Annotated in this window: 22 protein-coding genes and 1 pseudogene; 14 read left to right on the forward strand and 9 right to left on the reverse strand. The window is 50.6% G+C overall.

Annotated elements, in window-relative coordinates; all coding sequences use genetic code 11:
* Positions 1-261 precede the first annotated feature (261 nt).
* The 10 genes from WC1_RS14435 to WC1_RS14390 all read left to right on the forward strand — a co-directional run bounded on the left by WC1_RS14435 (position 262) and on the right by WC1_RS14390 (position 8,122).
* Positions 262-1,884 carry an ABC transporter substrate-binding protein gene (locus WC1_RS14435; RefSeq protein ID WP_003030747.1) on the forward strand — a complete coding sequence of 541 codons (1,623 nt, stop codon included), beginning with the start codon at positions 262-264 and terminating at the stop codon, positions 1,882-1,884.
* On the forward strand, positions 1,884-2,858 hold the full coding sequence (locus tag WC1_RS14430) for an ABC transporter permease (protein WP_016150095.1): 975 nt from the start codon (positions 1,884-1,886) through the stop codon (positions 2,856-2,858). Before WC1_RS14435 ends, WC1_RS14430 begins: the two co-directional genes overlap by 1 nt.
* A complete protein-coding gene (locus WC1_RS14425; protein ID WP_003030742.1) occupies positions 2,848-3,660 on the forward strand; it encodes an ABC transporter permease in 813 nt (270 codons plus the stop codon). Before WC1_RS14430 ends, WC1_RS14425 begins: the two co-directional genes overlap by 11 nt.
* Positions 3,654-4,448 (forward strand): ATP-binding cassette domain-containing protein, encoded by a 795-nt coding sequence (locus WC1_RS14420; RefSeq protein WP_003030741.1) that lies wholly within the window; start codon positions 3,654-3,656, stop codon positions 4,446-4,448. Before WC1_RS14425 ends, WC1_RS14420 begins: the two co-directional genes overlap by 7 nt.
* Complete coding sequence (locus WC1_RS14415) at positions 4,432-5,022, forward strand: ATP-binding cassette domain-containing protein (protein ID WP_016150096.1); 591 nt, start codon at positions 4,432-4,434, stop codon at positions 5,020-5,022. Before WC1_RS14420 ends, WC1_RS14415 begins: the two co-directional genes overlap by 17 nt.
* An 87-nt stretch (positions 5,023-5,109) precedes the next feature.
* Entirely contained in the window at positions 5,110-5,760 is a 651-nt protein-coding gene (gene zinT, locus WC1_RS14410; RefSeq protein ID WP_003840861.1) for a metal-binding protein ZinT, read from the forward strand.
* Positions 5,761-5,899: 139 nt separating this feature from the next.
* Entirely contained in the window at positions 5,900-6,538 is a 639-nt protein-coding gene (gene leuE, locus WC1_RS14405) for a leucine efflux protein LeuE (protein ID WP_016150097.1), read from the forward strand.
* Between the two features lie 174 nt (positions 6,539-6,712).
* Positions 6,713-7,075, forward strand: coding sequence for a DUF1971 domain-containing protein YeaR (yeaR, locus tag WC1_RS14400; protein WP_003030735.1), 363 nt, complete (start codon positions 6,713-6,715; stop codon positions 7,073-7,075).
* Between the two features lie 3 nt (positions 7,076-7,078).
* Positions 7,079-7,261 (forward strand): DUF1869 domain-containing protein, encoded by a 183-nt coding sequence (locus WC1_RS14395; RefSeq protein WP_003030733.1) that lies wholly within the window; start codon positions 7,079-7,081, stop codon positions 7,259-7,261.
* A gap of 216 nt (positions 7,262-7,477) precedes the next feature.
* Entirely contained in the window at positions 7,478-8,122 is a 645-nt protein-coding gene (locus WC1_RS14390; protein WP_003840864.1) for a hypothetical protein, read from the forward strand.
* A gap of 51 nt (positions 8,123-8,173) precedes the next feature.
* On the opposite strand, the gene fdhF is transcribed toward WC1_RS14390, so the two are convergent.
* Complete coding sequence (fdhF, locus tag WC1_RS14385) at positions 8,174-10,321, reverse strand: formate dehydrogenase subunit alpha (RefSeq protein WP_016150099.1); 2,148 nt, start codon at positions 10,319-10,321, stop codon at positions 8,174-8,176.
* Between the two features lie 360 nt (positions 10,322-10,681).
* On the opposite strand from fdhF, the gene WC1_RS14380 reads away from it, so the two are divergent.
* Positions 10,682-10,930 carry a GlsB/YeaQ/YmgE family stress response membrane protein gene (locus tag WC1_RS14380; RefSeq protein ID WP_003030729.1) on the forward strand — a complete coding sequence of 83 codons (249 nt, stop codon included), beginning with the start codon at positions 10,682-10,684 and terminating at the stop codon, positions 10,928-10,930.
* Between the two features lie 49 nt (positions 10,931-10,979).
* Here the strand turns inward: WC1_RS14380 and yoaJ are convergent, their stop codons facing one another.
* The 3 genes from yoaJ to WC1_RS14375 are packed head-to-tail and all read right to left on the reverse strand — an operon-like array spanning position 10,980 to position 12,228.
* Entirely contained in the window at positions 10,980-11,054 is a 75-nt protein-coding gene (gene yoaJ, locus WC1_RS24655; RefSeq protein ID WP_099530266.1) for a protein YoaJ, read from the reverse strand.
* A gap of 2 nt (positions 11,055-11,056) precedes the next feature.
* Positions 11,057-11,155 carry a YoaK family small membrane protein gene (locus tag WC1_RS24660; RefSeq protein ID WP_032941789.1) on the reverse strand — a complete coding sequence of 33 codons (99 nt, stop codon included), beginning with the start codon at positions 11,153-11,155 and terminating at the stop codon, positions 11,057-11,059.
* 47 nt (positions 11,156-11,202) lie between these two features.
* Positions 11,203-12,228 (reverse strand): sensor domain-containing diguanylate cyclase, encoded by a 1,026-nt coding sequence (locus tag WC1_RS14375; RefSeq protein WP_016150100.1) that lies wholly within the window; start codon positions 12,226-12,228, stop codon positions 11,203-11,205.
* Between the two features lie 186 nt (positions 12,229-12,414).
* Here WC1_RS14375 and WC1_RS14370 point away from each other — a divergent pair, with 186 nt between their 5' ends.
* Entirely contained in the window at positions 12,415-12,663 is a 249-nt protein-coding gene (locus tag WC1_RS14370; RefSeq protein ID WP_003030725.1) for a putative hemolysin, read from the forward strand.
* Positions 12,664-12,670: 7 nt separating this feature from the next.
* Here WC1_RS14370 and WC1_RS14365 read toward each other — a convergent pair whose 3' ends face one another.
* Complete coding sequence (locus WC1_RS14365) at positions 12,671-13,018, reverse strand: DUF488 domain-containing protein (protein ID WP_003030722.1); 348 nt, start codon at positions 13,016-13,018, stop codon at positions 12,671-12,673.
* A 177-nt stretch (positions 13,019-13,195) separates the two neighbouring features.
* Between WC1_RS14365 and WC1_RS14360 the strand changes: the two genes are divergently transcribed.
* A complete protein-coding gene (locus WC1_RS14360; RefSeq protein WP_003846671.1) occupies positions 13,196-13,903 on the forward strand; it encodes a CTP synthase C-terminal region-related (seleno)protein in 708 nt (235 codons plus the stop codon).
* A 36-nt stretch (positions 13,904-13,939) separates the two neighbouring features.
* Here the strand turns inward: WC1_RS14360 and WC1_RS14355 are convergent, their stop codons facing one another.
* Positions 13,940-15,127 carry a CynX/NimT family MFS transporter gene (locus WC1_RS14355; RefSeq protein ID WP_003846669.1) on the reverse strand — a complete coding sequence of 396 codons (1,188 nt, stop codon included), beginning with the start codon at positions 15,125-15,127 and terminating at the stop codon, positions 13,940-13,942.
* A 99-nt stretch (positions 15,128-15,226) separates the two neighbouring features.
* Here WC1_RS14355 and WC1_RS14350 point away from each other — a divergent pair.
* Positions 15,227-16,019: pseudogene (locus WC1_RS14350) on the forward strand (helix-turn-helix transcriptional regulator); the annotation flags it as partial.
* Here WC1_RS14350 and WC1_RS14345 read toward each other — a convergent pair.
* From WC1_RS14345 to dgcJ, 3 genes are all read right to left on the reverse strand, one after another.
* Positions 16,002-16,448, reverse strand: coding sequence for a DUF441 domain-containing protein (locus tag WC1_RS14345; RefSeq protein WP_003832453.1), 447 nt, complete (start codon positions 16,446-16,448; stop codon positions 16,002-16,004). The pseudogene WC1_RS14350 and the gene WC1_RS14345 sit on opposite strands and share 18 nt — an antisense overlap.
* A 138-nt stretch (positions 16,449-16,586) precedes the next feature.
* Positions 16,587-17,090: a YbaK/prolyl-tRNA synthetase associated domain-containing protein gene (locus WC1_RS14340; RefSeq protein WP_016150101.1), complete on the reverse strand. Its 504-nt coding sequence runs from the start codon at positions 17,088-17,090 to the stop codon at positions 16,587-16,589.
* A 43-nt stretch (positions 17,091-17,133) separates the two neighbouring features.
* Entirely contained in the window at positions 17,134-18,624 is a 1,491-nt protein-coding gene (gene dgcJ / locus WC1_RS14335) for a diguanylate cyclase DgcJ (RefSeq protein ID WP_016150102.1), read from the reverse strand.
* Positions 18,625-18,700 lie beyond the last annotated feature (76 nt).

The following is an 18,700-nucleotide window of genomic DNA, read 5'->3' on the forward strand; positions in this document are numbered from 1 at the left end:
ATTAATTTTAGATAAGGAAATAGCAGGAAGGATAAATAGTCAGCATGAGTAATTATTAGATCGGGATTAATATTCCTTTGAATAAATGGCGAGGGATTAATCTATATTCTGAGATTCACATCGTACTCATAACGGAGTATCAGAAAAAAGTATGATAATTTTAGAAAATCGTCATACTTTTCTGCGCCGCATCATTTTTTTCGTCATTTCTGTCCGCCATAATCCCTTCCCCAGGAGACTGCTTAACGACTGTAAATCGTTATGCAGCATAAAAATAACGTAAATCTGGATAACATAATGATCAAAGGCAAGCTGGCACTGCTTACGTGCGCATTGACTCTCGCATTAACCTCACCACTTCTCGCCGCGCAAAATGCGAGCGAAGGGCAGACGTTAAAACTGGCAATTGGACCGGAGCCAACGGAAGGTTTTGACCCGATGCTGGGCTGGAGTCATGGCAGCTATCTGCTTTTGCATGCACCATTATTAAAACAAAATGCAGATATGAGCTGGGGAAACCTGCTGACGGAAAAAGTAGAGACCAGCGCAGACGGCAAAACCTGGACGTTGACGTTAAAACCTGACCTTAAATTCTCTGATGGTTCGCCGCTAACCGCTGAAGATGTGGTGTTCACCTATAACAAAGCAGCAAAAAGCGGCGGCAAAATAGACATGGGAAACTTCACCCATGCCAGTCTGAAAGATAACCGCACGGTAGAAATTACGTTGCGTAGCCCGCAAAGTACCTTTGTGAACGTGCTGGGTTCATTAGGAATTGTTCCGCAAAAACGGTATGACGAAAAAACATTCGCTAAAAATCCGATTGGCGCGGGTCCGTATCGACTGGTGAGTTTTCAGCCGGGGCAGCAGTTGATCGTTGAGGCTAACCCTTGGTATGCCGGTAAGAAAAATGATTTCAGTAAGCTGGTGTTTGTCTTCCTTGATGAAGATAACGCTTATGCCGCAGCGCGCAGCGGCCAACTGGGACTCGTACGTATCGCGCCATCGATGGCAGTCGCTCCTCAGCAGAAAAATTTGAAACTTTGGGTACGCGACAGCGTGGAAAACCGCGGCATTGTGTTCCCGATGGTTCCTGCAGGTAAAAAAGACGCCAATGGCTATCCGATTGGGAACGATATCACTGCCGATGTTGCCATCAGGCGCGCCATCAACTACGCCATCGACCGTAAGCAGCTTGCCGATCAGGTCATGGAAGGTCATGCGATTCCGGCGTATAGCGCGGTTCAGGGTCTGCCATGGCAGGGACAATCAGTTGCGTTCAAAGATGGCGATAGCGAAAAAGCGCGAACGATTCTGGAAGAAGCCGGCTGGAAAGTGGGTAAAGACGGCGTACGCGTGAAGGACGGTAAAGAGGCTCGCTTAACGTTGTGGTATGCCAGCGGTGACAGTACACGCCGGGATTTAGCCGAAGCCGTACGTGCGATGCTGGAGCCAGTGGGTATTCAGATTTCTCTGCAATCCGGGAGCTGGGAAACTGTTGAGCGGCATATGCATGCCAACCCGACGCTGTTTGGCTGGGGAAGTCTGGATCCGATGGAGCTTTTCCATCACTACAGTAATCAGGCTGCGGGCGTGGAATACTACAATCCAGGCTATTACAGCAATCCTGTCGTTGAGCAGCATCTTAAACAGGCAATTGACGCTCCGGACTGGCAAAAAGCGTTGCCGTTCTGGCAACAAGTTGAGTGGGATGGCAAGCAAGGGGCTGGCGTGCAGGGCGATGCTGCCTGGGCATGGCTGCTGAATATTCAGCATACCTACCTGGCAAATCCGTGTATTGACTTAGGTAAAGGCGCACCGGAGATTCACGGTAGCTGGTCACTGCTCAATAATCTGGATGAATGGACCTGGACCTGCCGTTGATGAAGTCTGTTGTGGGCCATTTTCTACGGCTGATAGTGTTATTAGTGCTGGTTGCGGCTGGCACTTTTGTGCTGCTCAGCTTTTCTCCGGTCGATCCGATTCGGGCTTATATCGGCAACGATCTCCTGCATGTGCCGCCGGAGCAATATGCGCGTATCGCGGCTCGCTGGGGATTGGACCAACCGCTATGGGAGCGTTTTGGTCACTGGTTTGGCCGTGTATTACAGGGCGATCTCGGCTACTCAATGTTGTTTAACGCGCCGGTTGCCAGCGTGATCAAGGAGCGCTTTGCGACTTCGTTTGCGCTGCTTGGTGGCGCGTGGCTACTCTCTGGCATATTGGGAACGGCAATGGGGTTTGTCGCGGGTCGCTATCTGAATCGCTGGCCGGATAAAGCAATCTGTCGCCTCAGTTATCTGCTTTCTTCGCTGCCGACCTTCTGGATTGGCATGCTGTTGCTGGCATTATTTGCCGTGCGCTGGCCGGTATTTCCGGTCTGCTGCGCGTGGGAGCCGGGCAATAGCGGCGATATGGCGACGCTGACTGAGCGTCTGCGCCATCAGGTGCTTCCCGTTTGCGCGCTCAGTTTGCTGGGACTGGGACAAATTACGCTTCATACGAGGGAAAGCATCGCCAGCGTGATGAAAAGCGATTTTGTCCGTTTTGCGCGTTCTCAGGGAGATAAAGGCTGGTCACTGTTACGCCATCAGGTTCTGCGTCATGCAATTACGCCTGCGCTGTGTTTGCAGTTTGCCTCGCTGGGGGAGCTGTTGGGAGGCGCATTATTGGCCGAAAAAGTCTTTGCTTACCCGGGACTGGGGCAGGCCACTATTGATGCTGGATTACGTGGAGATCTGCCGTTACTGATGGGAATTGTATTGTTCAGTACCGTATTGGTGTTTATTGGTAACTCGCTGTCTACCTGGCTTGTCCGTATGTTGAACCGTGCTCTGGAACGACCTGATGCTCTATAACCCGACGCCGACGCTGATTCGTCTTTTGCTCTCATTTAGCTGCCTGTTATTCATTGCAGTGTATGGTGCCGCAATGCTGGATAACCCGTTGAGCGTTAATCTGCTTGCCCGGCATTTACCGCCTGATGCGCTGTACTGGTTTGGCACCGACAACCTTGGTCGCGACCTGTGGATCCGTTGTTTTCAGGGTGCGTTAACCAGTCTGCAAATTGGTATTGGTGCGGCGTTGTGCAGCGGTTTCATTGCGTTAGTGATGGCGGCGGTTTCGCGCATACATCCGCGTCTGGATGTGCTTATGCGCCTGATTACCGATGCCATGCTGTCGATGCCGCATCTGCTGTTGCTCATTTTGATCTGCTTTACGCTGGGCGGCGGGAAAAACGGCGTGATTATGGCGGTTGCGCTGACCCACTGGCCGCGTCTGGCGCTGATCCTGCGTGCTGAAGCGCAGCGCGTGGCCCACAGTGACTACTTGACGCTGACCTGGCGTCTGGGACACGGCCATTTTTACTGCTGGCGACATCACTATCTACCCGCCTTATTACCTCAATGGCTAACGGGAACACTACTGATGTTTCCCCACGCGGTGTTGCACAGTGCGGCGTTAAGCTTCCTCGGTTTTGGGCTGGCACCGCATGAACCGTCACTGGGACTGCTGCTGGCGGATGCGCTGAGATTTATCAGTCATGGCGATTGGTGGTTGGTGCTGTTTCCGGGACTGATGCTGTTCAGTCTGGTGATGTTATTCGATCAGCTCGCAAGGGCGGTACATCGTTTATGGTTACGAGGTGACGCATGTTGAGTTTAAGACAGGTCTCGCTGGAGGTGGCGCGTTATCGCTGGTACGGCGCGAGAAACTGGTCTTCGCTGTTGCAGGATATCTCTTTCGACGTGGCACCGGGTCAAATGGTGGCGTTAGTGGGAGGAAGCGGGGAGGGTAAGAGCCTGCTGCTGCAATGCCTGCTCGATCTCTTACCGGAGAATTTGCGCTTCCAGGGCACTATCACGCTGGAGGGAAAAACGCTGAACAGCGATGATATTCGCCAATGTCGTGGCGATACCTTCAGCTATGTCCCGCAAGGCGTTCAGGCGCTTAACCCGCTGCTCTCGATTGAAAAGCATCTGCGCAGGGCATGCCAGCTTTCTGGCCAGCAATGGAATGCCGGAAAAATTGAACGATTGCTCCAGCGTAGCCGACTGGAAAGTCGCGTATTAGATGCTTTTCCGCGCCAGCTTTCAGGCGGTATGGCGAAACGTGTCCTGGCCTGTCATGCGTCTCTGAGTCAGGCTCGCTATATTCTGGCGGATGAGATTACCGCCTGGCTTGATGCACCTCTGGCTAATCAACTCCTTGAACAGTTGCGTGAGCAATGTGAGCAAGGGGCTGGCGTTTTATGGGTAACGCATGACCTCACGCTGGCGGCCCGCCATGCGGATCGTATTGTCGCGTTGCATCAGGGAAGGGTGTCGGATAACGTCAGCCGGGAACAGCTGTTACGCGGAGAGATTAGCGAACATCTGCAACGACAATGGCGGGCGCTGCCTGAAAGAAATCAACTTTTTGGAGAGCGCGATGTTGTGCTGTCGTGATGTAACAATCCGTCAGGGAGAAAAGGTTCTGTGGCAAAATCTGACCTTCTCTCTACACCCTGGAGAACGTATTGGGATTTGTGCGCCAAGTGGGACGGGCAAAACGACGCTGGGACGCGTACTGGCGGGCTGGCAGAAACCAACTTCGGGTGACATTCTGGTTGATGAACAACCGTTACCGATGCACCAGTATTGCCCGGTACAACTGGTGCCACAGCATCCGGAATTAACTTTTAACCCCCGACGCAGCACCGGTGATGCGGTTCATGATGCCTGGCGACCGGATGCTGAAATGCTTACCCGTCTTCACATCAACCCAGAGTGGTTAACTCGCCGCCCCGGACAACTTTCTGGCGGTGAACTGGCGCGAATTGCTTTACTTCGTGCGCTGGACCCGCGGACACGTTTTCTTATTGCTGATGAAATTACCGCCCAGCTCGATCCTTCCATTCAACGGGATATCTGGGCGCTGCTGCTTGAAGAATGCCAGCGTCGGCCATTGGCTATGCTGATTATCAGCCATCAACAGGCCCTGCTTGAGCAGCTTTGTTCCAGCAAACTCCTTGTAACGTGAAATGAGATAAGGCTTGTAGCTGATCTATTGATTAAATTGATATGTTATATTATAACATTCACTCGCAAATGATTTGAGGGTGAAATTTTGGCTATTTGTATTAAAAAACTGACAATTGCTCTGGGGATGCTTGTAGTCAGTGGTTCGGTTATGGCGCACGGTCATCATTCCCATGGTGCGCCGATGAGCGAAGCAGAACAAAAGGCGTCGGAAGGGGTTTTTGATGATAACCAGGTGCAAAATAGGGCGCTGACCGACTGGGATGGCATGTGGCAATCTGTCTATCCGTATCTGGTCAGCGGCGAGCTTGATCCGGTCTTCAAAAAGAAAGCGGAGAAAGACAAAAGCAAAACGGCAGAACAAATTAAAGATTACTACCGTAAAGGTTATGCAACCAACGTAGACACCATCGGCATCGAAAATGACGTAATGGAATTTCACACCGGTAATCAGGTTGCATCATGTAAATACGACTACGCCGGTTATAAAATTCTGCACTATAAGTCAGGCAAGAAAGGTGTACGTTATCTGTTTGAGTGTAAAGACGCTAACAGCAAAGCACCTAAATACGTGCAATTCAGCGATCATATTATCGCGCCGCGTAAATCGAGCCACTTCCATATCTTTATGGGAAATACCTCGCAGGCAGCCTTGCTTGAAGAGATGGAAAACTGGCCTACCTACTACCCTTACCAGTTGAAGGGAGAAGAGGTTGTGGATGAGATGCTGCACCATTAATCCGGGCTAACCTTATCTGTACACACCCGTCACCAGTGGCGGGTTTTTTAATTCATAACCTTCTCTTTCCATCACCCGATGCATTCGTTAGCATATTGTCTCGCAGCAAGTGCATGTGTTTTTTCAGGAAGAGGTTAACGTGTTCGCAGAGTATGGAGTTCTGAATTACTGGACGTATCTGGTGGGGGCTATTTTTATCGTGCTGGTACCGGGGCCAAATACGATATTTGTGTTGAAGAACAGCGTTGGTCGGGGAGTGAAGGGCGGTTATCTCGCCGCAAGCGGTGTGTTTATCGGCGATGCCGTGTTAATGTTTTTGGCCTATGCCGGAGTTGCCGCATTGATCAAAACAACGCCCGTTTTGTTCAACATCGTTCGCTATCTTGGCGCGTTTTATCTGCTGTACCTCGGTGCGAAGATCCTGTATGCAACACTGAAATCGAAAACTGGCGATGCCGCGCCTGAAGAAGTCCCGTTTGGCGCTATTTTTAAACGTGCGTTAATTCTGAGCCTGACGAATCCTAAAGCTATTTTGTTTTATGTGTCGTTCTTCGTGCAGTTTATTGATGTCAATGCGCCGCACTCAGGGCTGTCATTCTTTATTTTGGCTATTACGCTTGAGATAGTGAGCTTTTTCTATCTGAGCTTTCTTATTTTCTCCGGCGCGTTCGTGACGCAGTATATCCGTACGAAGAAAAAACTGGCCAAAGTGGGTAATTCCCTTATTGGTCTGATTTTTGTTGGTTTTGCCGCTCGTCTGGCCACGCTTCAGTCGTGACGCCATTGGCCCGTTGGTTACGGCGGGCCTTCAATATTACACCCTGCAATTCATTTATAATTGTATTGTTATAACCAATAAATGGTATTTTAAATGTATATTATGAGGCGTACCCTGTGTACAGCAGCGGTTCAGTAAGAACTCGCTGGTTGTCGACTGGAAAAGGGAAGAAAAATGCTTCAAATTCCACAGAACCATATCCATACACGCTCTACTCCATTCTGGAACAAAGAAACGGCACCTGCCGGAATTTTCGAACGCCACCTTGATAAAGGAACCCGTGCCGGGGTTTATCCTCGACTTTCGGTTATGCAGGGGGCGGTCAAATATCTCGGATACGCAGATGAACATAGCCCGGAGCCCGTAGAGGTGATGGTTATTGAAGCCGGTCAGTTTGGCGTTTTTCCACCGGAAAAATGGCATAACATCGAAGTGATGACCGACGACACTTACTTTAATATCGATTTTTTCGTTGCCCCGGAAGTTCTGATGGAGAGCGCGAATCAACGAAAAGTCGTGCGCACCGGCAAGGAGTAAATCATGGGCAAAGCAACCTATACCGTAACAGTGACCAATAACAGCAACGGCGTGTCAGTCGATTATGAAACTGAAGCGCCGATGACGCTGTTGATTCCGGATGTGGCCGCTGAAGTGGTTAAAGACCTGGTCAATACGGTACGTTCATACGATACCGAGAATGAGCATGAAGTGTGCGGATGGTAGGCGTTAATTACTCCTACTGATTGAATGCGCTGAATTTTAATCTAATAACCGCACTGCGTTTTGACGACGCAGAGCGGTTTTTTTATCCGTGTTAAACCTGGAAATATCCGGAAAAAGATTTCTTAAGAATACCTTAAGAAATCCGCATTGATTGCTAATGTTGGATCATTCACAGGGGTTATGATCGTGAAACAGTCACAATACAGAACCTCGCTTATGAAACTGAATACCCGACTAACATTACCCACTTTCATTCTTGGGCTGATCATCGTAGCGATCCCGTTCACTGCGAACTGGAATCTACCTTTGCTCAACGGTACTGTCGTCAGATGGATTGAGAATGGCCAGGCGTTATGGCTGCTGTTTGGAGCGCTTTTTACTCTCAGCTACATCCGGCCTTTATCACGTCCTGAAGGCGAGAAACAATTTTGGCTTTGGGCGGCTGTGTGGTGGTTGGTGTTGCTGGGTCGCAGTACCAGTTGGGGCCGTGATTATTTCCCGGAGCACCCTAAACTTCTGTTCAGAGTTATCTCAGTGGTATTGATTGCAATGATTATTCTGCCTGTCCTGATATCAAAACGCTTACGCCAGGATATTGCCCGTCGCTTACGCAATGAACCGCTGCCGCTATGGCTGTTAGCGATCACCACCTGTGCATTTTTGATCTCCGATACGGTAGAGCATCATCGTCTGCTGGCCCCTGTCTTTTTGCACAACGCGCAGTACGGCGATCTCATTGAAGAGCTGTATGAACTCCCGTTTATGGTGGGATTGTTCCTGATGAACCTCGGTTTTATGCAGCGGGATAAGCAGGAAGAATCTGCTGCCATTCGCTTTAGTGAACCACAGCTGGCGAAGTAACGGGAAAAACCTGAGTCTGGATGACCAGACTCAGGCGGTTAGCGAGGTGACTTACGCAATGGCCTCGCACAAGCGTGATTTCATGTCGCTGTACGTCTGTGCGGCATACTTTTCAGCCCATCCCTGATCGCTAATGTGCTCAATACTTACGGCGCAATATTTGGTTTCCGGCGTTTTCGAAATAGGATCGAGATTATCCTGAGTTAACTCGTTACACGCACCAATCCACCATTGGTAGGTCATATACACCGTTCCGGTATTGATACGCTCGGATACATCCGCGCGGCTGATGACCTTACCACGACGCGAGCTGACCCATACCAGGTCACGATGACGAATACCCAGTTTTTCTGCATCATGAGTATTGATTTGCACATACCCAGGCTCATCTGCCAGGGCTTGCAGCGCTGCGCAGTTGCCGGTCATTGAACGACAGGAGTAGTGCCCAACTTCACGCACTGTACACAGGACCAGCGGATACTTTTCATCAGGAACTTCTGCGGGCGCTCGCCATTGTGCGGCAAACAGTTTGCCTTTGCCATTGGCGGTATCAAACTGGCTGTTCGCGTAAAGGTAAGGTGTGCCGGGGTGATCGAGCTCCGGACATGGCCACTGAACATGCCCCATTTCACCCATTTTCTCATAGGTTACGCCGTAGAACAGCGGGCACAGCTCGCGCATCTCATCCCAGATTTGCTGGTTACTTTGATACCGCATGGGATAGCCCATTTCACTGGCCAGCAGGCTGATGATCTCCCAGTCACGCTTGACATCACCTGAGGGTTCAATCGCTTTTTCAAAACGCTGGAATCCACGATCGGCGCAGGTAAAGACGCCGCCGTGTTCGCCCCAGGAGGTAGCCGGCAGGAGGACGTCGGCCATTTCCGCTGTCTTGGTCATGAAGATATCCTGCACGACAATAAAATCGAGCGCGTTAAACCCTTCGCGGACCAGACCTAAATCGGCCTCGGTTTGCAACGGATCTTCCCCCATGATGTAGTAGGCTTTAATTTTGCCTTCAATAGCCAGATGCGGAACTTCGGTGATGCGCGTCCCAACCTTGTCATCCATCTGATTAACGTCAATGCCCCAGGCGTTGGCGAATTTCTCCCTGACGGTGAAATCGGTCACGTCCTGATACCCAGGGAACTGGTTAGGCAGTACCCCCATATCGCACGCGCCTTGCACGTTATTCTGCCCACGCACCGGCCCAACGCCGACGTTAGGACGTCCCAGATTGCCGGTCAGCAACGCCAGGCTCGACAAACCACGAACCACGTCAACGGCCTGGCCAAACTGGGTGACGCCCATTCCCCACATCACGGTTGCCGATGGCGCTGCGGCAAATGTACGCATCGCCTGACGAACCTGCTGTGCGGGAACACCCGTTAAATGTTCAACGGCTTCAGGCGCATAGTCCTTCACGGTTTCCCAGTATGTTTCCAGTCCTTCCGCATGCTTTTGTACATACTCGCGATCGTAGAGTTGCTCTTCGATGAGGACATGGCCAAAGGCGTTAACCAGTGCCATATTACAACCGTTTTTTAACTGCAAATGTTGGTCAGCTATACGAGCAGTTTCAATACGACGTGGGTCGCAGACAATGATTTTTGCGCCGTTCTGGCGAGCTTTAATTACCCGGCGAGCCACGATCGGGTGCGAGTCGGCGCAGTTATAGCCAAAGATCAGCAGGCATTTTGAGTTTTCAATGTCGCTGATGGAATTGCTCATGGCGCCATTGCCTAATGTTTCCTGTAACCCGGCAACGGAAGGGCCGTGACAGACACGGGCGCAGCAATCGACATTATTGGTATGGAGAACGCCACGTGCGAATTTTTGCATCACGTAGTTGGTTTCATTCCCTGTTCCACGTGAAGACCCGGTGGTCATAATGGCGCGGGGGCCATAGGTATTTTTGATTTCAGATAAGCGTTTTGCGGTGTAACGAATGGCTTCATCCCAGCTAACGGGAGTGAATTTTCCACCTTTTTCATAACGGATCATCGGGCGAGTCAGACGGGGAGTCAGAAGGCGAGTGTCGTTAAGAAAATCCCAACCATAGTAGCCTTTCAGGCATAACTGATTTTGGTTCGTTACACCCTCTGCGGCCTCGGCGCGGATGATTTTGTTATTCTCAACAACAAGCTTGAGCTTGCACCCGGCCCCACAGTATGGGCATACACTGGTGATTTTTTTCATCAATAACAGACCTGTTAAATGCTGAAATAGCGCGAATTGTAAACGGAGCCGCGCGATACACATCGCGGACTACGATTTGTCATAGTGACCGGCTGTTTAAGCATAAATCGTGCCAGAAGTGAAAACCTAGTAATTGCAGGGACTGAGGGCGAATGAGTAAAGCAGAATGACTGACGATTCGACATTAATGACGAGCTACGTCAGGGAAAATGTCTCCATCGAATGGTTTAACCTTATGAAAGATCAGAAAAAGATGAAAATAGCAGGTGATACCGATCACAAATTTTAATTTTTCAGCGCTATGCTATGCTTTTATACAACGAGCGAATCGTTAACTTAAAAACATAAGTGAGGGATATTATGGGCATTATTTCATGGGTGATTTTCGGTCTTATCGCTGGGATTTTGGCAAAATGGATTATGCCGGGTAAAGATGGCGGCGGATTCTTTATGACCATCATCTTAGGGGTTGTCGGTGCGGTAGTAGGTGGCTGGATCAGTACCTTCTTTGGTTTTGGTAAAGTTGATGGTTTCAACTTTGGCAGTTTTGTCGTAGCGGTTATCGGTGCGATTGTGGTGTTGTTTATCTATAGAAAAGTCAAAAGTTAAGTAAACATGCAGACAATAGAGGCCACTGATAAGTGGCCTTTTTCTTTGGTTACCACCACCCCAGTTCCGTGCCCAGAACCACGATGATAGCCACGCCAATCATAATAAGCGTTGTTTTTTTCATCGTTATGCTCCAGGCGCAGCGTAACCGCCAATAAAAAACCAGGATAAGAAAACGACAGCGGAAATGAAAATAATGACAGGGAAAATAATACCGAGTCGCATACGATTATCTACCAGAGTTATTTAAAGACGAGCCAGCATAGCAGGGGTTAATGTACGACAAAAGCGGTTTTATCCTGACGCTTTTTATCCTTGTACATTGCGCTGTCTGCGAGATGAAGCGCACAGTTTACATCAGTCTCCAGCGGATCAATTTCCACCACGCCCAGACTGGCACCAGGATAAAACAGATGAATATCGCCCAGCTGGTAGTCGCCGCAAATTTGCTGCTGCAACTGATGTTTCACCTGCTGCAGACGAACGCGTTGCTCCCTGTCATCATCCGGCGACAGGCGAGCGACTAAAAATTCGTCACCGCCCAGTCGACCGAGAATGTCATTATCACTACATTTACGCAGCAGGCGGTGGCCAATCCGGATCAGGAACTGGTCGCCAACCTCGTGGCCAAAGCGGTCATTGATCAATTTGAAATCATCCAAATCGATATAGGCGACAACTATCTTCTGCCTGAGGTGGCGGGCGAGCGAAAAAAGGGTCTCTACATTTTCAAAAATTGCGCGCCGATTCGGTAATCCGGTCAGGGCATCGGTGTAGGAGTGAGCAATCAGCGCAGCGTTCGCTTCACGTAACTGAGCAACCAGCGACTCTTTTTGAATAGACTGGGCGATTAGTCCGGCAAACAGATGCAACACCTGTTCACCACGTTCGCTTAACGCATGCTGGCGGCGACTGGTGGCGCAGAGCGTACCGTAAAACGTTCCGTCCGGAAGATGAACGGGAGTACTCAGAAAAGTGGTGATGTCCAGTGCGCGAGCGGTGGTACATTCCGGCCATCGTACGGGCACGTTGTCGCTGTACAGACAGTTTTCCTCAATAGCGCGTTTGCACAGCGTCTCATCCCACGGTACGGACAGCCCTTCGGGGATCTGCATTTGGCAGCTATTACGCGCATACAGAATATGCTGCAGACGGGCATCCAGATCGACCTTGGTCAAGTATGTAGATTCCATCTCAGTCACTACTTCCAGCATTTCCAGAAGTTGGCGTACCAGACTCTCAACTGACTGCTCCGTGGCTAAGGATTGTGAGACTCTGGCAAGGATCATGTCCGACATGAGGTGTAAATACTCCTGAGTGATGACAAGGCTGGCGTGGGCGCATGATAGAACATCAGGGAGCAAGATGAAACACGTGTTTCTGGCTGAAATGTAATCATAAAATTGAAATTAGAACGTAAAACATGGAGATAGAAGGGAAGTCGGGGTAACCTGCCGGAATAATGCTTTTAAACAGGAGTAGAGATGAAACTTGCGTCTATTATTTTGCCCGGCTTGCTGGTGTTGGCGGGGTGTACCACGCAGCCTGATGCCCCTAAACCACCAAAAATCGGCATGGCGAATCCGGCATCGGTGTATTGCGAACAAAAGGGCGGTACGCTGGTTGCGGTGCAGACTCCGCAAGGCGTAAGGTCAGACTGCAAACTACCCGGTGGGGAAGTGATTGATGAATGGGCGCTCTGGCGTAGAGATCATCCGACAACGGGCAAGTGATACGCGGTCAGCATTGACGTAGCCACTCAGCGAGCACCAGCGCGTGGTTTTGCTGGGTATTTTTCGCCGCATACAGTAGCGTTAAGGTTTGCTGTCGGGCAATCTCTGCGAGGCGCTTTCCTTCTTGCTGCTGTTGAGCCAGTTCAGCGCGATATTGCTCAGAAAAATGCGAGAAATCAATCAACTCTGCGTGGAATGCCTTACGTAAATCAGATGACGGGGTAAGTGCTTTATTCCATTCGTTGAAAATAAGATCGCTCTTTTTCACCCCGCGAGGCCACAACCGGTCGACCAACACGCGGTAACCATCGCTTTTTTCTGCCGGGTCATACACACGTTTGCACTGAATATTCATCTCTTCATCCGCTCCATTAAGCTATCGCTATTACGGTTAAATAAGATCGTAAAACGTGACCATTATAGCATTCCGCCAGCCCTGACTCCCAATTTAAGGGATTGTGATACCAACAAAAAATCGGTAGGCTGAGGCTCCTTATAGTGTCCCTCATTGTCTGGACATAAGGAAAGTTTAATGGAAATTTCCCCGATTAAAGATACGCTTCGCATTGCGCTGGTGGGCGATTACAACCCCGATATTGTGGCGCATCAGGCTATTCCTCTTGCCATTGATGATGCCGCTGCCGTCCTGGAATTAGTGGCTGATTATGACTGGCTAACCACATCTGATATCAGCAGCAGTGAGGACCTTGTAGGTTATGATGCCATTTGGGTCGTTCCAGGCAGTCCTTATCGTCACCTGGAAGGGGCGCTGATCGCGATACGCTATGCGCGTGAAAACAGCATCCCATTCCTGGGTACCTGTGGCGGCTTTCAACATGCCATTCTGGAGTATGCCCGCAACGTGCTGGGCTGGATCGACGCTGCCCACGCGGAGACGGACACCACGGGTCGGATGGTGATAGCACCGTTGACCTGCTCGCTGGTAGAAAAAACGGATGATATTGAGCTTCGGGCCAATACGCTGATTGCCAAAGCCTACGGACGGGATGTTATCTCGGAGGGATATCACTGCAACTATGGCGTATCGGAAGATTTTGCCGCTGAGCTGGAGCGCGGCGATCTCCGTGTGACCGGTTGGGATGAGGCTGGTGATATTCGTGCCATTGAGCTGGTGACACATCCATTTTATGTCGGCACGCTCTTTCAGCATGAACGCGGAGCGCTGGCGGGAAAACCCGTACCTCTGGTTCAGGCGATGCTGCGCGCCGCGCGCGGATAAATATTGGGCAGGTTGTCCGCGAACCTGCCCTCTGCATTATGCGCTCGCGATCTCCCGATTGCGCCCCGCGCACAAACCAAACACCGCCATCAGCATCGCTAACACGGCGACACCCGTTAATGGAATCAGCCAACTACCGTTGAGGTCGTGAATTTTCCCCATCAGCGGTGGCCCGCAGGCGGCCAGTAAATATCCGACAGACTGTGCCATGCCGGAGAGCGCTGCAGCCTGATGCGCTGAGCTTGCGCGCAGGCCAATAAAGGTTAAGCCGAGGATCATCGTCGCGCCTGAGCCAAAGCCAAACAGGATGGTCCATAGCAATGCCTGTTCGGGCATTATGGCGAATCCCGCCGCGCCGACAGCGCACATTAACGAAACCAGAGCGGCGATGGCGCGCTGATCCTTAAATCTGTTCAGGACGAGAGGGATCAATATTCCCGGCGCGGCAGTCGCCAGCTGCAGTAAACCATGCAACGAACCGGCCTGAGATTCACTGTAGCCATGGCTAATTAAAATGGCGGGTAGCCAGCCGATGATGACGTAATAGACAAGGGAGTTGATCCCCAGAAACAGCGTCACTTGCCAGGCTAGGCCAGAGCGCCAGATCGCGCGGGAATGCAAGGCGCGCGAGTTACTCAGGCTGGCATGAGCAGTCTGGCGGCATTGGGGCAACCAGATAATCAGCGCCAGCAGTGGGAAGGCCATCAGCACCATCAATGCACCGCGCCAGCCAAATCCATTTAGTGCCAATGGAACCACAATTGCCGAGCCCAGTGCCGCCGCCGCGCCCATGGTCAGCGAGTATGCGCCAGTGAGTTTCGCCACATGCTGGGAAAAATCACGCTTAATCAATCCGGGTAACAGCACATTTCCCAACGCGATTCCGCAACCAATGATGGCGGTACCGCTAAACAGGAACCCTGAGGAAGGCAGCGAACGAATCGCAATACCTACGCAAATCAACAACATCGCGGCAAACAGGCTACGTTCGATGCCCCAGCGGCGCGCAACGGCGGCAGCCAGGGGGGATACCAGCGCGAAGGCCAGCAGCGGCAGGGTAGTCAGAAGTCCAGTCTGGGCGGTACTCAAGCCGTAGTCGGCGCGAATGGCATCCAGCAATGGGGCTGCGCCGGTAAAGGTGACGCGCAGTGTGGTGGCAATCATCAGGATCCCCGCGATCAGCAACGCTGCATTTTTGCCACGGGAGGAAGGTGTAGTAATCATTTTTTTCTCATATCGTCAGGCGAGGCGATACTTTAGCGTTTTTACACTATGGATGAATCAAGCTAAAATGACAGATTATCGCTAAAATAGGACATTCTTATGTTGGGGCTGAGACTGGATGGATATGAACCCGATTTGCACCACGATGCGGCGGTCGCATTTTGTATTCAGGCTCGGGAAGATGAACTTTTCAGTCCGCTGCATCAGCATCGTAAGGGACAGTTGATCCTGGCTCTGCATGGCGCGATCACCTGTGAAGTTGAAAATGCTATGTGGATGGTGCCTCCGCAATATGCTGTGTGGATCCCTGGCGAAATTCCACACAGCAACCACGTTACCGTAGGCGCGCAATTGTGTTTTCTGTTTATTGAGCCGCAGGCTGTCGTGATGCCTGAACGTTGCTGCACGCTGAAAATCGCCCCGTTATGTCGGGAACTCATTCTGGCGCTGGCGTCCAAATCTGATGCTCAGCGACTGGAGCCGGCAACCCAGCGGCTGACGCAAGTGTTGTTTGATGAACTCCCGCAGCAACCACAGGAGCAGATGCAGTTACCGGTTTCCGATCACCCGAAAATTCGCAGAATGGTCGCAACGATGGCGAAAGAGCCAGCACAATGGCAGACGTTGGGACAATGGGCCAGCGTATTTGCGATGAGTGAACGTAACCTTGCTCGTCTGGTCGTCAAAGAAACGGGGTTGAGTTTTCGCCGTTGGCGTCACCAGCTCCAGCTGATTCTGGCGCTGCAGGCGTTGATCGATGGCCGCAATGTACAACAGGTCGCGCAAATGCTCGGGTACGATTCGACCACGGCATTTATCACTATGTTCAAAAAAGGCCTGGGGCAGACGCCAGGCCGTTATCTGAACGGGCTGGCTACTGCTTCCCAACAATCAACGAGACCAGGCCTGCCGCAATAAGCGGCCCCACCGGCACACCGCGAAACAGTGCCACGCCCAGTACCGTGCCCACTAGTAATCCGGCAACAAGCTGGGGCTGACTGCCCATTAGCGTAACGCCGCGTCCGCCGAGCCATGAGACAAATACCCCGACGGCAATAGCGACCAGTGATTTCCAGTTTACAAAGGAGTGGATGAGCGTGGAGGGCGGTAGCGTTCCGCTGGCGATCGGTGCCATGACACCAATGGTCAGAATGATAATCCCGACGGTCAGGCCCTGTTTTTCAATCCAGGGGAAGAAAGTATTCAGAGGGGTAACACGGACAATGATCAGCACCAGAATTGAAACAGCGACAGTGGTGTTGTGGCTGACAAAGCCCAGAGCTGCCAGTCCGAGGAGGATCAGCAGAGTGACATCAAACATCGTAGTTTCCTTGCCAAAAGAAAAAATAAGCCTGCTTACTGTACGCGTAAATGCGTGACGGAACAGGCTTTTTTTAATGATTATGATTTTTTTTGGGCTAACGCACGATGCGACGTTTTTTACTGCTAACGCAGACCATTATTGTTCGCGGCGGAAAGGCATTAATTCAGGTTGCGCGATACGCAGGTAATCTGCGGTATCCATGATCACGGATTTTTCCAGCAACCCGGCATTAAACGCAATTTCATGAAAACGCTCAAACAGTAGCGGATCAGCGACCAGCTTGAGATTAGGATGAAAACTGAACGGTGGGATAGCGCCAAATACGCAGCCTGTTAGTTCATCTACCTCCGCCGGGCTGGCAAGAGAGGCTCTCAACCCGCCAATATGGCTGGCTAACCGGCTCAGGTCGGCCTGCTGATCGGCTGAGAGGATCGCCAGGACATGCTGATTGACGCCGTTGCCTTTTACTTTGCAGACCAGCGCTTTTGCTCCCTGGCCCAGTGCGGTACCACGAATTTCAGAAACTGCCTCACATTTGCCGACGGCTTCATGGCTTACCACGCGGTACGTTGCGCCTTGCTCTGACAACAGCGAAATTAAACGCTGATGCGTTGCGTTACCTTTGTTCACTTCCGTCATGACTTACTCCTGGTACAACAATGAAAATCCTGCAGAAAAATAATCACGCACCGGCGTGTTTTTTCTGTTTGTTCAGATAGAGCTGTGCATCAGATGCTTTGTAAGCATCATCAATAGTGTCGTTCGGCTGCATATTATAAACCCCGGCGGAGAAGCTGATGGATATATCATGCGCAATAATTTGTAAGTTATAGCGAATTCTCTCCAGCAGGCGGGGCGTTAAATCACTGGGGTGGTCGATGAGGATAATACAAAACTCATCGCCGCCGAGGCGGATGGCGTAGTCGCTTTTGCGAATAGAGCTTTGAATGGCTTTGGCCAGATGGGTGATAATCCGATCGCCTTCTTTATGCCCTAACGTGTCATTGATGACTTTCAGTTTATCGCAGTCGATGGCGATAAAGGTGACGAGCGTTCCCGTGTTCACCAACTGTTGCAAACGCTGCTCAAGCGCCGGCGTTAAAATTTTACGGTTGTAGAGCCCGGTCATCGCATCACTAACATTTTCCCGCGTGACGTTGTGATACAGCCGAAAATGCGTTCTGACCATATTCAGCAGTAATATCGTTGCCAGTAAATAGAATGCGAATATCTTCCAGGACGAGACAATAAAATACATAACATCGAGTGAGAGTGTGATGCGTATACCACCGGGTATGTCCTTCTCATAGTCAACATAGCGGAACAGATCGGTTTCACTTTTATGAACGAGAATCTCTTTACCGGAGCTGGTATCCGAGACCGTTACGTTAAGATAGCGCCAGACGAGAGGGCGGTCGCTAGTATAGAAAATATTCTGTAAATTCTCTTTATTAATATCTACCATCACCACACCTTTTAACTTACCGGTGTAGTAGACCGGTGTTAAAAAGCTCATCACTTTTTTCTCGGTCAGGTTATCTTCATAAATACTGGAAATCACCGTGCGGCCGGTGAAAATACCATCAATATCATTTTGGTCGATTCCCAGCGTACCTTTTTGCAAAAACGACCAGTTGTGTATCGCAAATTTCCGCGAGTCGATCAAATCATAGAAATAGACGTAGTTATTTTTGAGATCGACGTAATATCGAAATTTATACTCTAACGTCCCTAATCCCTGACCGTAATCTTTCTGCTGACGATTAACATTGACCGCCCGGTCAAAAGAAGGCAGCAGAAAAATGTCATCAAGCTGTTCACTACATTTTGTTGAGGTGGTCTGCAACGTACCGTGCAATGGCAGATAGTTGTGCTTAGTAAGGTTGAGCCCATGAGCGCCGTTAACGCTGTCGAAAGCGGTGCAAAGTGCTTTTTGCTGTTCGAGAGAGGCTGGCTCCTGGGGGGACGAAAATGTGCGCATCAGATGGGCTGCGATGCTTTGATTTGTGTACTTATCATAGAGAAACGATGAGTCGGCTTTCTCATTGATATAGCGCATGTACGCATTCATTGCTTTATCGCTGGCAATGAGCTCATAAACCAAAAAAGAAGACGTCAAAACAATTACGCTGACGGAGATAAAGAGCCTGAGCGCTTTATGATGCAATTTCATAATGATTTACAGCCCTGTAAGTCTGATAGTTCAGTCTATCACACGGCATACATCCGCTCTAACGCTACGGGCAAGG

The sequence above is a fragment of the Citrobacter sp. KTE30 genome (assembly GCF_000398825.1).
Taxonomy (GTDB): domain Bacteria; phylum Pseudomonadota; class Gammaproteobacteria; order Enterobacterales; family Enterobacteriaceae; genus Citrobacter; species Citrobacter freundii.